The 13656-nt window shown below is 54.5% G+C and carries 13 protein-coding genes; 2 read left to right on the forward strand and 11 right to left on the reverse strand.

Annotated features, from left to right (window positions below; all coding sequences use genetic code 11):
- The first annotated feature begins 330 nt into the window (after window positions 1–330).
- On the forward strand, window positions 331–1578 hold the full coding sequence (locus tag EAH77_RS18310) for a glycoside hydrolase family 68 protein (RefSeq protein ID WP_140474251.1): 1248 nt from the start codon (window positions 331–333) through the stop codon (window positions 1576–1578).
- A 125-nt stretch (window positions 1579–1703) separates the two neighbouring features.
- Here the strand turns inward: EAH77_RS18310 and EAH77_RS18315 are convergent, their stop codons facing one another.
- From EAH77_RS18315 to EAH77_RS18360, 10 genes are all read right to left on the reverse strand, one after another.
- Window positions 1704–2315 carry a transglycosylase SLT domain-containing protein gene (locus tag EAH77_RS18315; protein ID WP_241673489.1) on the reverse strand — a complete coding sequence of 204 codons (612 nt, stop codon included), beginning with the start codon at window positions 2313–2315 and terminating at the stop codon, window positions 1704–1706.
- Window positions 2316–2512: 197 nt separating this feature from the next.
- Window positions 2513–3064 carry a peptide-methionine (S)-S-oxide reductase MsrA gene (gene msrA, locus EAH77_RS18320; RefSeq protein WP_140474252.1) on the reverse strand — a complete coding sequence of 184 codons (552 nt, stop codon included), beginning with the start codon at window positions 3062–3064 and terminating at the stop codon, window positions 2513–2515.
- Between the two features lie 75 nt (window positions 3065–3139).
- On the reverse strand, window positions 3140–4087 hold the full coding sequence (locus EAH77_RS18325) for a metallophosphoesterase (RefSeq protein ID WP_140474253.1): 948 nt from the start codon (window positions 4085–4087) through the stop codon (window positions 3140–3142).
- 13 nt (window positions 4088–4100) lie between these two features.
- Window positions 4101–4937 carry a carbohydrate ABC transporter permease gene (locus EAH77_RS18330; protein WP_431306779.1) on the reverse strand — a complete coding sequence of 279 codons (837 nt, stop codon included), beginning with the start codon at window positions 4935–4937 and terminating at the stop codon, window positions 4101–4103.
- Between the two features lie 2 nt (window positions 4938–4939).
- The gene (locus EAH77_RS18335) at window positions 4940–5851 is read right to left on the reverse strand and encodes a carbohydrate ABC transporter permease (RefSeq protein WP_140474255.1); all 912 of its coding nucleotides are present in this window, start codon (window positions 5849–5851) and stop codon (window positions 4940–4942) included.
- Between the two features lie 10 nt (window positions 5852–5861).
- Window positions 5862–7142, reverse strand: a complete 1281-nt coding sequence (locus tag EAH77_RS18340; protein WP_140474256.1) for an ABC transporter substrate-binding protein — start codon at window positions 7140–7142, stop codon at window positions 5862–5864.
- A gap of 46 nt (window positions 7143–7188) precedes the next feature.
- A complete protein-coding gene (locus tag EAH77_RS18345) occupies window positions 7189–8292 on the reverse strand; it encodes an ABC transporter ATP-binding protein (RefSeq protein WP_140474257.1) in 1104 nt (367 codons plus the stop codon).
- A gap of 153 nt (window positions 8293–8445) precedes the next feature.
- On the reverse strand, window positions 8446–10311 hold the full coding sequence (locus EAH77_RS18350) for an amidohydrolase (protein ID WP_140474258.1): 1866 nt from the start codon (window positions 10309–10311) through the stop codon (window positions 8446–8448).
- Window positions 10312–10330: 19 nt separating this feature from the next.
- Window positions 10331–10888 (reverse strand): antibiotic biosynthesis monooxygenase, encoded by a 558-nt coding sequence (locus EAH77_RS18355; protein ID WP_140474259.1) that lies wholly within the window; start codon window positions 10886–10888, stop codon window positions 10331–10333.
- A gap of 60 nt (window positions 10889–10948) precedes the next feature.
- Entirely contained in the window at window positions 10949–11590 is a 642-nt protein-coding gene (locus EAH77_RS18360; protein WP_140474260.1) for a hydrolase, read from the reverse strand.
- Window positions 11591–11725: 135 nt separating this feature from the next.
- Here EAH77_RS18360 and EAH77_RS18365 point away from each other — a divergent pair, with 135 nt between their 5' ends.
- The gene (locus tag EAH77_RS18365; RefSeq protein WP_140474261.1) at window positions 11726–12634 is read left to right on the forward strand and encodes a LysR family transcriptional regulator; all 909 of its coding nucleotides are present in this window, start codon (window positions 11726–11728) and stop codon (window positions 12632–12634) included.
- Between the two features lie 13 nt (window positions 12635–12647).
- Here the strand turns inward: EAH77_RS18365 and EAH77_RS18370 are convergent, their stop codons facing one another.
- Complete coding sequence (locus tag EAH77_RS18370; RefSeq protein WP_140474262.1) at window positions 12648–13577, reverse strand: sugar-binding transcriptional regulator; 930 nt, start codon at window positions 13575–13577, stop codon at window positions 12648–12650.
- Window positions 13578–13656 lie beyond the last annotated feature (79 nt).

The following is a 13656-nucleotide window of genomic DNA, read 5'->3' on the forward strand; positions in this document are numbered from 1 at the left end:
AGCCTTCATCAGAAATATTTGGCTTTTCTCGCGTTCAACGCAATAAGTAAACCTCATAGAAACACAACCGATAAAAATAAAATCAAATAGTCTTAATCTGAAAACACATTATAAAAACAGCCGACACCCCTCAATTAAAATATAAATTAAAAGACCTGGTTAATTTCATAAAAATCAATTAATAGAGGCACTATTGGGTTTTATAAAAATCATGCAAACAATGTCAGAATTACCACACAACAGCAAGCCAATGCACTTAAGCGTTAATCATGCGAGTATTTTCACGACTTAATAAGTCACACAATATTAACGCTTAATCAAAGGATATTTATGACTAACGTAAACTATAAGCCCACTATCTGGACTCGTGCTGATGCTTTAAAGGTCAATGAAAATGACCCCACCACAACTCAGCCGATTGTCAGCCCTGACTTTCCTGTAATGAGTGAAGACGTCTTTATTTGGGATACTATGCCACTGAGATCCCTGGATGGAACTATTGTATCGGTTGACGGCTGGTCAGTTATTTTCACATTAACAGCTCAGCGCAATACCCATAACTCAGAATACCTGGATGCCGAGGGTAATTATGACATAACAAGTGATTGGACTAACCGTCATGGGCGGGCAAAAATTTGTTTCTGGTACTCCCGCACAGGTAAAGATTGGATTTTTGGCGGGCGCGTTATGGCAGAAGGTGTCTCTCCGACCACCCGTGAATGGGCAGGCACCCCTGTTTTACTCAACGAAGAGGGTGATATTGATCTCTATTACACCGCGGTAACACCGGGTGCAACCATCGTTAAAGTAAAAGGTAAGGTCCTCACTTCAGATGACGGAGTCACCTTAACGGGCTTTAATGAAGTTAAACCCCTGTTCTCAGCTGATGGTGTTATTTATCAAACCGAAAGCCAAAACCCTTACTGGAACTTTAGAGACCCAAGTCCGTTTATCGATCAGAATGATGGCAAACTGTATATGCTATTTGAGGGTAATGTGGCGGGTGACAGCGGCACACATGTTATTACCAAAAAAGAGATGGGGATCGTTCCTCCTGGTTATCAGGATATTGGCAATGCTAAAGACAAAGTAGGGTGTATTGGCATGGCCGTGGCTAAAGACCTTTCCGGTGATGAATGGGAAATCCTTCCTCCATTGGTGACCGCTGTCGGGGTCAATGACCAGACTGAGCGTCCTCATTTTGTGTTTCAGGATGGAAAATATTATCTGTTCACGATCAGTCATAAATATACTTATGCCGATGGATTAACCGGCCCTGACGGTGTGTACGGCTTCTTCAGTAATAATCTGACAGGACCTTACTCACCAATGAACGGTTCCGGTTTAGTCTTAGGTAATCCGCCATCACAACCCTTCCAAACATATTCTCACTGCGTGATGCCTAATGGTTTGGTCACGTCATTTATTGATAACGTCCCTACCAGCGATGGCAATTATAGAATTGGCGGGACAGAAGCCCCTACCGTGAAAATAGTGCTGACGGGAGATCGCTCATATGTAGAGCGCGTCTTCGACTATGGATATATTCCACCCATGAAAAATATAATTTTGAATTAATTTTTTCATGCCATCCTCCCACATATTATTGGTGGGAGGATGTTAATCCAACATTGGTTTTATCGGCGTTAAAAAATAAGCCCATACCTGTCTGCATATATACACAGGAAAGGCATGAATTTACCTTACAACCTGCTGTAGGCCTTCTCGACTTTCATCATATATCTCGGTGCCTGCGCAGCCGGATGGTATTGACGAACATGCCAGTTAAACGCGTCAGGCGACAGTTGGTTAATCATGCTGATGGCCGTTGTGCGATCGCTGGAAAAGGTGCGTAACAGCGCACCCGCGCCGTTGGCATAGGCAGCTTCGGTGGCGTAGCGGCGGGTAACCGGGTCGTTTATCCAGTTCAATTGCTGATGTTGCAGCGCACTGATGTAGGCGGTGCCAAGATCAATATTGGTTTGAGGATCCCGTAAATCGCTGTCGTCAGGGCAGCCGCGTTTACCTTTGTAACGGTACGCATCGCAGCCGCTGGTCGAGGCTTTAAGCTGCATCAGGCCAATCGCATTCGACGGGCTGACCGCATCAGGGTTGAAACCCGACTCAACTTCAATAATGGCGGTAATCAGCCTCGGGTCAACTTTATAGTCGCCAGCCGCCTCGTTAATCACGCTGTCATAAGCATGGGCATCATATTTTTTATAGTGCGGTTTACTGGAACACCCTGCCAGAATCAGCACCATTAACGTGATCCCGACCCAGGCAATTTCCGTGTTTTTCATCAAAGCTTTCATTCACTCTCCGCCAGTCCCTTTACCGGGCGCAACCCGATGTTGCGCCGGACAATCCTATTGGGCTTCGGACAAGCTTGCAGCGCAATCCGTGCCATCAATCATATCAATAAATGGGCCGGAAGTGACACGGGGTGGCGGCCTCGGTTTTGGCTATATGAGAGGATAAATCATCTCGGTGATCATCCGTTACTCTCCAGCTATCCGTTATCGGAGTGCAATGATTTCACTCGATTGGCATAACTTTTACGCAGCTTTTGCAGTTTGGGGGGAATGACGGCCATGCAGTAACCGTTGCGCTGACCGGCACCGTCCCAGTAGTTCTGGTGATAATCTTCGGCCACATACACCTCGCCCAGCGGCTCGATGGAAGTCACTACCGGCTGGCTGTTGTCCGCCTGCGCGCGCAAAATAGCGGCTTCAGCTTCGGCGCGTTGTGCTTCATTGGCTGGGAAGATCACCGAACGGTATTGCGTCCCGACATCGTTGCCCTGACGGTTAAGCTGGGTGGGATCATGGGTGACAAAGTGGATATCCAGCAGATCGCCGTAGCTCAGTTTTTCCGGGTCGAAGCCGACGCGGATCGCTTCCGCATGACCGGTCACACCGGCACAAACCTGCTCATAGGTAGGGTTGGCCCGCCGCCCGCCGGTGTAGACGCTTTCCACCGTCTCGACACCGATCACATCTTTGAACACCGCTTCAGTACACCAGAAACACCCGCCGCCAAAGATGGCATAGTCGATTGTCATACTCTCTCCCGAACTCAGAACACAGAATTAACCTGTGTTAATCCTAGTCGATGAGTGCCGGTGAACCCACCTTTTTCAATCAGTGGCCACGGCGGGCAGCACGCGGCTGATTTCAGGGCCATAGCCGTGGATCATTAACTCACCGTTTTGCAGTTCAACGCTGGCAAAGGGCAAGCTGTCGGCCCCGTCGAGCATCCCTTTGAGCGTAATAAAGTCAGTGCTGCCGATGCGGTCATAGCCGCCGCGATGGTCGTGACCGGCAAAATAGGCCCGCACCTGATACTCACAAAGCAGCTCCAACAGTGTTTCGCAGTTCCACAGGTTATGACTGTTGATGGGGGTCAGCGGGTAATGGCCGAAGACGATGACCATCTCGCCCAGCCGTTTGGCCTGTTGCAAATTCTGCTCAATCCAGGCCAACTGTTGCGCCCCGACCGCACCGTTCCAGGGCTGTGCCTGCGACTGCTGGCACTCAATCAAATCTTCCAGCATGAACTCGGCCAACTGGCGATCGTCGCCGTTAGCATGGTTGCAATACAAGCTCACATCATTGCCATCCAGAACCAAAAAACGGTAACCCGGCAGCGTGAATTGATAATAACTTTTGGGCAGTCCGAGGGCTGGAGACTGCGCTGCGAGATGGTCGGAGATCACCTGCGCATCGTGATTGCCAATCAATGCCGCGTGCGGATGGTGCAGTCCGTCATACAGCGGCAGCAGCTGTTCGTAACTTGACCAGTCGCGGTCCACCAGGTCACCCAATGTCACCACAAATTCCAGCGGCAACGCATTCAGCTCAGTGATGGCGGCAGAAAGTTTGCTCAGGCTGTGCCGGTAATAACGGTTATTTTCCAGATCAGGCGGCACGTCAGCATATTGCGGATCGGCAATCAGACCGAAGCGCAACGTGGTACGAACAGGGGATGATGAGCGGATTTCAGGCGTTTGATAGAGCGTACTGACCTTACCCAGCGCCTGCTGTTGTGGCAGAGACAACACGTAATGTTCAGGTAGCAAAGTCATCGGGGTACTCCTGCTAGCGAATGCCAGCACGCATGAAGGATTGAACAAACTGACGCTGGAATACCAGGAAAAGCAGCAGCAACGGCAATGACGTGATGAGGGTCGCTGCACCTATCAGCGCCCACTGCACGCCCTGCTCCGGGGCTGAAAACAGCTGCAATCCCACCGTCAGGGGGCGCACGTTGACTGAGTCGCTGATCACCAGCGGCCAGAGGAAATCGTTCCAGTGAAAACTGATCGACACCAGCGCAAACGCCACATAAATCGGCTTCGCCAGCGGAATATAAATCCTGCGCAAAATATAAAAGCGGCTGGCACCTTCCACAATGGCCGCCTCTTCCAGCACCAGCGGAATACTTTTAAACGTCTGGCGCAGCAGAAAAATCGCAAACGCGGAGGCAAAATAAGGCAGTGCGATACCGAGCAGGCTGTCCCTTAGCCCAAACGCGCCGATGGTTTTATAGTTATTCAGGATCAAGACGTCGGGGCTGATCATCAGTTGCAATAAAATCAATGAAAACAGCACCCCGGACCATTTAAGACCAAACCGCACCAGCGCATAGGCCGCCATGGTGGCCAACACCAGCTGGCAAATAACAATCATCAACACCAGCATGATGGTATTGAGAAAATAGCGGCCAAACGGTGCTGCCTGCCAGGCGTGGATAAAGTTCTGCAACGTGAGTGGTGCAAACAGGTTAAAACTGCCCTGCTCAGACGCCGGGTGAATCGCCACCCAAACGGCCACCAGAATAGGCAAAAACCACAGCAGGGCCGCCGTCCAGATCGTCAGATTCAGACAGAGCCTGCCGACAGAAAAAGGGCGGCGCGGGGCCAGGGTTATCGTCATGCTCATTGGTAATGCGCTCTCTTATCCAGCAGATTAAATTTAATTAATGCAATGGCAGCCAGTATTACCAACAGCACCACCGTCATGGCAGAGGCATAAGGCAAATCCCAATAACTGAACGCAGTCCGGTAGATGTAAAACAGCAGTAAACTGGTGCTGTTGTCCGGCCCGCCGTTGGTCATGGCGATCACCTGATCGACAATGCGGAAAGCATTCATCGAGGCATTGATCAAAATGAACAGCGTGGTCGGCATTAATAATGGCCACTGCACGCGGCGGAAAAAGTAGCGGCGGGATGCGCCTTCAATCTCCGCCGCTTCGGCTAATTTCGGGTCAATCTGCTGCAAGGCGGCCAGATAAAAAATCATGAAAAAACCCGCTTCACGCCAGATGGAAACCGCCATCAGGCTGTACAACGCGGTATGCGGGTCGCCGAGCCAGTTCACCGCCGGCAGCGAGAACAGTGCCAGCAATTTGTTAAGCAAGCCCAATTGCGGCGTGTAGAAAAATAACCACAGATTGGCGATGGCCACCATCGGAAGCAGGGAGGGAATAAAGAAAGCTGCGCGGGTGATGGCATTTCCCCGCAGGTGGCGGTTAACCGCCAGTGCCATCAGTAACGCCAGCACCACCGACAGCGGGATGGTGATGGCCGCATACAGCAGATTATTTCGCAGAGCGAGCAGGAAGGTGTCGTCATCCAACAGCGCACGGTAGTTATCCAGCCCAACAAAATGGGCCGGATTTCCGCCTCGCGCCGCGCTGAAAACACTCTCCCACACCGTTGCCAGCGCGGGGTAATGGGTAAACAGCAGCAGAAAACCCAGCGCGGGTAACAGCAACAGATAACCATAAACCTGTAAAGACAGGCCCCGGCGCTGAGCTGCACTGGCAACCGTGTAAAGAGTGCTCATACGGTGTCCGTTATTGGTAAGGTTTCAGCAGGCGGTCGGCCTGCGTCTGCGCGGACTCAAGGGCCTGCTCTGGCGTCTTGGTCTGCGTAACGGCAGCTTCAATCGCATGGTTGAGCAACTCCTGAATCTGCACGCTGTTGTAGGTGGAAAGCTCAGGCTGCGAATATTTCAACTGTTCGCGGGCCACCAGCGCCTGAGGAACTTGCTTGACGTAATCCTTCATGACGGCGGTCTCCCATGCCGCAGGCGATGTGGCAACGTATCCGGTGGCAATACTCCAGCGAGCGGCCTGCTCTGGTGCAGACACCCAGCGGATGAATTCCATCGCGGCTTTCTGTTGTTCCGGCGTGGTATTTTTGAAGACGTAAAGGTTGCCGCCACCGGTCGGGCTGCCACGCTGGGTTTTCTCAGGCAGCATCGACACACCGAACGGGAATTTCGCGTTATCGCGCACGGTCGTCAGGTTGCCCGTGGTGGTGACCATCATGGCCGTTTTGCCATCAATAAAGTCTTGCGGTGTGGTGCTCCAGGCGATAGCGCCTTTCGGCGACACGCTCTCTTTCTGCGCCAGATCGGCCAGCCAATGCAATGCTTCAACGTTAGACGGGGTGTTGAAGGTCACCGCCGTCCCTTTGCCGTTATCCAGATGACTGCCATTGGTGGCAGCAATACCCTGGAAGTTCCAATAACCGTTTGGTGTCGACGGGATTTCAATACCCCATTGCGTCACGTTAGTGCCGTCACGCACGACCAGCTTCTTACCGAAGTCCACCACCTGCTGCCAGTTGGCCGGAGGGGTATCGCCGTTAAGACCGGCTTTCTCAAAAGCCTGTTTGTTCCAGTACAGCACCACGGTTGAGCGCTGGAATGGAATGCTCCAGACCTTGCCCTGAATGTGGCGGATGAAGGCCGGGTAAAAACCATCAATCCACGCTTTACCCGCCGCGTCGTTCGCTAAATCGCTGACGGGCAAAATCGCGCCAGCGTCGATCAACGAATAGGCTTCGATGTCACCGATGACCGCCATCTGTGGCGCATTCCCGCCACGAAATGCGGTTAATGCTTTGGTGATGGTGGTGGCGTAATCACCGGTATAGACCGGCTGAATACTGATATCAGGATGGATTTTTTCAAAATCGGCGACCAGATTATCGACGGTATGGCTGACTTTTCCCCCTACCGCAATCGGGTAATACATCTGCAATTTCACCGCATCAGCAGCGTAAGCAGAGGTTGCAGTGACCAGCAGAACCGCCGTCGTCAGACGTGATAAACGCAAAGCAAGAGACATATTTTTCCCTTCAGCAAATGAATGTGAGCAAATAAAAAAGTGATGACTACACGGCGTAGCGTTTCTCTAACGGTAAAATTTTTTGCTCAGCGCTGTAGCAGCGCTTTCCCGTGGTGGTCGAGAAGAAATATTGAGAAGGGGTGGCCCAGCGCAGCCCAACCGGGCTGCCTTCAGCAAAATGTTTCATGCCCGGGATCTTGACGGTCATCGCGCCCTGACAGGCGGTCAATTGGCATACCACCAGCGTGTCTGCGCCCATATATTCATAGCTGATAACCTGCCCGCTGAGGATGCCATTATCCGCTGCGGTGAGCTGAATCTCTTCGGCACGCAGGCCAAGACACAGCGCGTCTTCGCGGCTGTTTTCCACGACCGGGATCGGCATATCGCCCAAATAATGGTGCAGGTCACGGCGCAATAACGGGATGATATTCATGGGCGGCGCACCGATGAACTGGGCGGCAAACACCGTCGCCGGATTGTTGTATAAATTGTCCGGCGTGTCGTGCTGCTCGATGGCGCCATCGTTAAGCAGGATAATCTTGTCGGCCATGCTCATGGCTTCAGTCTGATCATGAGTGACATACACCATGGTCAGACCGAGTTTTTTCTGAATGCCACGGATTTCACGGCGCATGCTCTGACGCAGTTTGGCGTCGAGATTTGACAGCGGTTCATCCATCAGACACAGTTTGTTATTGGCGATCACCGCACGGCCCAGTGCCACGCGCTGTTGCTGCCCGCCGGAGAGCTGAGCCGGCAGCCGATCCAGTAGCGTCTCGAGTTCCATCAGCTTACTGACCTCGGCCAGCCGTGAGGCAAACTGGCGTTTGTCTTCCCCCCGGGCGCGCAGGCCAAACAGCAAATTCTCCCGCACACTAAGATGGGGAAACAGGGCGTAGGACTGAAACACCATCGACAGCTTCCGTTGGGAAGGCGTCAGTGTGGTGACATCCGAGTGCTGAAAGTAGATCGCGCCGCTGTCGGCAGATTCCAGCCCGGCAATGGTGCGTAACATCGTGGATTTACCACAGCCGGAAGGCCCCAGCAGCGCGATGAAATCGCCCTCTTGCACATCAAAACTGATGTCATTGAGTGCGACTTTATGGCCCCAGGTTTTCCTGATGTTGTGTAGTGATAGGTAGCTCATGCCCGCTGTGCATCTCTGCAAAGAGTAATGGGCCTAACCTAGCGGGATTGGGTGAAGGTTTTATGACGCACAGGTGACGCTTCCTCGACGACGCATCCGCACACGGGGTCCATCAAAACGGCCAGTCCTGAGACTGGCCGATGAGCAGGCAGATTAGAACGCGAAACAGGAACAACCCAGCGCGCCCCAAAAGGCGTTATCGTCTGATACCGGCACTGACGACTGGCGCGCCACATCGTGCGAATGAACATGCACACCGCACGGCCCGCTGCACTGATGCACCTGCACCATGCCGACGCGGCCATTCGCCAGCGGCGGTGCACTGCGGTAATGACCCGGCACATTGACCACCGGCGACCAGTCGGGCAATACCGGAATGGCAGGGGGTGCCAGCGGAGTGAAGCCGCCCGCCGCGTAGACAATTTTGCCGTCAACCATCGTCAGCACGGATTCAATCCCTTTGATCTCCTCCTCCGCAACGCTGAAATAATCTTTCGACAACAGCACCAGATCCGCCAACTGACCGACCTTAATCTGACCTTTTTTGCCCTGCTCGCTGGAGAACCAGGAACTGCCCTGCGTCCACAGCATCAGCGCCGTTTCCCGGTCCAGACGGGCGTCGTCATCGTACATCGCCATTCCGCCTACCGTGCGGCCGGAGACCAGCCAGTACAGCGCCGTCCACGGGTTATAACTCGCCACGCGGGTGGCGTCCGTGCCGAGACCCACCGGCAGATCCGCATTGAGCATTTTTGCCACCGGCGGGGTCTGCTTCACGGCTTCCTTGCCGTAACGGTCGGCAAAATATTCGCCCTGGAACGCCATCCGGTGCTGAACGGCAATGCCCCCGCCGAGGGCTTTCACCCGTTCGATATTGGCCTCGGTAATGGTCTCCGCATGGTCAAAGAACCAGTGCAGACCGTTGAAGGGAATATCACTGTTGACCTTTTCAAACACGTCGAGCATGCGGCTGATGGATTCGTTATAGGTCGCGTGCAGGCGGAACGGCCAGCGGTGCTCCACCAGATGACGCACCACGCGCTCCAGCTCATCTTCCATGCCCGGTGCCAGATCGGGTCGCGGCTCGAGGAAATCTTCGAAGTCCGCCGCCGAGAACACCAGCATCTCACCGGCGCCGTTATGGCGATAAAAATCGGTGCCCTGCCCCGGTTTGAGCATGTCCGTCCACTTTTCGAAATCTTCCACTTCCTGTCCGGGGCGCTGGGTAAACAGGTTATAGGCGATGCGCAGCGTCAGCTGCTTTTTCTCATGCAGCTCGGCGATCACCGCATAGTCGTCGGGGTAGTTCTGGAAACCACCACCCGCATCGATGGCGCTGGTCAGCCCCAGCCGGTTCAGCTCGCGCATAAACTGGCGGGTGGAATTGACCTGTTGTTCAAGCGGCAGTTTCGGCCCTTTGGCCAGCGTGGCGTAAAGCAGCATGGCGTTGGGACGGGCGATCAGCATGCCGGTTGGATTACCGTTGCTGTCGCGCTGAATTTCGCCTCCCGGCGGATTGGGCGTGTCGCGGGTATAACCGACTACCCTGAGCGCAGCACGGTTGAGCAGTGCGCGGTCATACAGGTGCAGAATGAACACCGGCGTATCGGGCGCGGCGGCGTTGATCTCATCAAGCGTCGGCATACGCCGTTCGGCAAACTGGAATTCCGTCCAGCCGCCGACCACGCGTACCCATTGCGGCGATGGCGTGCGCAAGGCCTGCTCTTTCAGCAACCGCAGCGCATCGGCGAGCGAGGGCACGCCTTCCCAGCGCAGCTCGAGGTTGTAATTCAGCCCGCCGCGAATTAAATGCAGGTGGGAGTCGTTCAAACCGGGGATCCCGGTGGTGCCTTGCACGTCAACGATTTGGGTGGATATATCGGCGAACTGCATGACTTCCGCTTCGCTGCCGACGGCAATAAACTTTCCGTCTTTGATGGCCACCGCCGTTGCCAGGGGTTTCTCGCGATCCACCGTATGAAATTTACCGTTGGTCAAAATCAATGATGCTGTATTCATTACTGTTCTCCAGAACGGATTAGCCACGCGGGCTCAGCCAGTTTTTTAGCAGGCGGGTGACCGCAGGCATCCACAGATAAACCACCAGCGCCACGACGCTGGCATCGTTAAGCAAATGTCCCCAGAGCGTGCCTTTGGCTACCGGCAGCACCGTGCCCCAGAACCAGGGGACCAGATTGGTCGAAGGAAAAATCACCGCCAGCGTCACCAAAAACTGCTTCCAGCGGGCAGGCGCAGGGTGCGCCGCCGTGGCTGGCGTAAACCAGAACGCGGCACCGGGGCGAACCTCAATATGTTCCTGGCCGCTGAGCAAGGTCGCCAGCTCCGCCACGCGGGCCTGACGCGCATCAGACTGGATCCAGTGGTACAGGTTATCCACGTTATCGAACCTGATCAGTATGGTGTAGGTGGTCTCGCCATGCTGCGGACGCAAAACATTGACGCCCAGATGCCCGGTAAACAGCGCCGCTTCGGGCATGATTTTTTCCAGCCAAACTTCGTAATCGGGCTGTTTTCCCGCCAGCACGCTGTGGGTGATCACCAAAGTAATGTGTTCAGGTTGATGAGGATAAGCCACGGGATTTTCCTTCAATTTACCCCGACAACGCCGGGGTCGATATTATGAATAAACGGAGCTTCAGGCCTGACGGGCCGGGGCTTTATGCACCATGGTGTAGGCATAATCCACGCCCATGCCGTAAGCCCCGCTGTGCTCGCGGACCAGATCCATCACCGCGTCGTAGGTCTCTTTGCGTGACCAGTCGCGCTGGTATTCCAGCAAAACCTGTTGCCAGGTCACCGGCACCGCGCCGGCCTGCACCATGCGGTCAATCGAGCGTTCGTGGGCGTCCACGCTGGTGCCGCCGGAGGTGTCGGTCACCACGTAGACTTCATAACCGGCTTTGAGCGCCATCAGGGCCGGGAACGTCAGACAGACTTCAGTCCACAGCGCCGAAATAATCAGTTTTTTACGCCCCGTCGCTTCCACCGCTTTCACAAAGGCAGCATCTTCCCAGGAGTTCATCGAGGTGCGTTCAATCGGCTTCACATCCGGGTGAACCGCCAGTAATTCAGGCCAGATATAGCCGCTGAAACTTTCGGTTTCCACCGAGGTGTAAATCACCGGCACGTTAAAAACTTTGCCCGTTTTGGCCAGAGCGACGGTGTTATTTTTAAGCTGCTGGCGATCGATATTGGCGACGCCGAAAGACATTTGTGGTTGATGGTCGATGAAAATCAGTGCGGAGTTGATTGGGTCGAGCAGGTCGAGTTTGGACATTTTTGATTTCCTCGTTACTGTTGGTCGGGTTAACAACTTGTTGCGTTGAGTGATCAAACAATACGAATTCAGCCTGATTCTTGATAACGGAAAGATTTTGGGTTGTTGTTCAATAATTTTTGGGTGGGGAAAAGAATGCGTTTGAACCTTGAAGCATTGCTGATTCTTGATGCACTGGACCGGCATGGCACCTTCGCCGCCGCCGCGGCCAGGCTGTTTAAAACCGCGTCTGCCCTGAGTTACACCGTGCAGAAGATGGAAAGCGATCTCGGCATCACACTGCTTGACCGCTCGGGGCATCGCGCCACGTTCACCCCGACCGGCCGCCTGATGCTGGAACGGGGCCGCGTCCTGTTGAGAGCCGTCAGTGAACTGGAGCAACAGGCGCAATACGTCGAAAGCGGCTGGGAAAATCAGCTCACCATAAGCGTAGACGCTTCCGTCCCCTTCTCAATCCTGACGCCACTGATTGACGCTTTTTATCAGCAGCATCAGCACACCCAGATTCTGTTTCGTCAGGACGTACTGGCGGGGTGCTGGGAAGCATTGAGTTATGGCGAAGCCGACATCGTTTTCGGTGCCGTACACGAGCCAGTCACGCGCAGTGACATTGGCTGCGTGCCGATTGGCTGGCTGGAATATGTCTTTGTGATAGCCCCGCACCACCCGCTGACCTCGTTGCCGGAACCCTTGTTGCGTGAGCAAATCCGCCAGTATCGGGCAGTGGTGGTTCATGACTCCTCACGGCACGGCGCGGGGGTTGATCTGCGCGTGCTGGATGAGCAAAAAACGCTGAGCGTGCATGATTTCAACGCCAAGGTTCAGGCCCAGGTGGCCGGACTCGGCTGCGGCTATCTGCCGCGTTATCTGGCCGCCCCTTACCTTGCCGATGGCTCGCTGGTTGAACGGCATCTGGACTGCGAAACACGGCGAGACCAGGCCTTTCTGGCGTGGAATAAAAATTCGACCGGTAATGCCGCCCTCTGGTGGCGTGAGCATTTACAAGCGTTCGACGGGCTGAGCAGTGTGTATCACCCTGAATAGACAGGGCGCAGCGTCAGACCGGCAAACGGTCCAGAATCGCCTGGGCGGTATTCACATCCGTCACCAGCGAGTTGATCATGCCCGAGCGCACGGCACCGATGATCCCGGCGGCTTTTTCCGGCGTGGCCGCCACGCCGATGGTCAGAGGGGTACGGCGCAGCTGTTCGGCCGAGGCCGCAATCATCCGTTCTTCCCCTTCCCAGTGCAGGATCTCACCCGCTTCGGTGACGTAATGCCGCAGTACGTCGCCTGCGGCGTGGCTTAGCGCCTGCTCACCCGGCGTCGCGGTACTGGACTCACTCGGTTTTGGCGCATGGGTCAGGCCGACGCCGACGATCGCCACGTCCAGTCTGTCCCACAGGGAGATGATTTCCTGCACACTCGCATCGCCGAGAAACGCATCACGCAATTCCGTCGACGAAATATAGGGCGCATGCAGAAAATAGGGCGTGCCCTCCATCTGCTCGGCAGCACGGCGCACGAATTCGGTTATCTGAAAATGTGGCGCGGCCTGCTGCATACCGCCGTTCAGTGCCACGGTCAGAATACCCGGCAACCTTGGCATACCGGTCAGCGTCACTTCGCGAATCGCCCTGCCCCAGCCGATACCCAGCACCGAACCCGCGCCTAAATCAGCCTGCGACAGAATCGACGCCAGCGGCGCGGCGAGCGAACCCAGCACATTGTTGGGTGGGGCATCAATGACGTAGGCGGTTTTCAGCCCGAGACGTGAAATAAGGTCGGCGGTCATGTTTTCCGGTGACGATAAACCAATGACTTCAATGCGCACAATGCCCGCCGCACGGGCTTTATTCAGTAACCGGGAGATGGTTGCCGTCGAAACATCCAGCTTGCGGGCGATCTCCACTTGCGACATATCAGACTCGTAGTGCAGCTTAGCCACCATATGCATCATAGCGCGCGTTGCTGCAATATCTTGCAAAATTGGCTCTTTCAGCTTGAAATTCCTTTCAGTAATGAATTACACTCAAATTGTCGATTGAGGAATTATTGCGCAACAG

The organism is Ewingella americana, assembly GCF_006438725.1.
Lineage (GTDB): Bacteria > Pseudomonadota > Gammaproteobacteria > Enterobacterales > Enterobacteriaceae > Ewingella > Ewingella americana_A.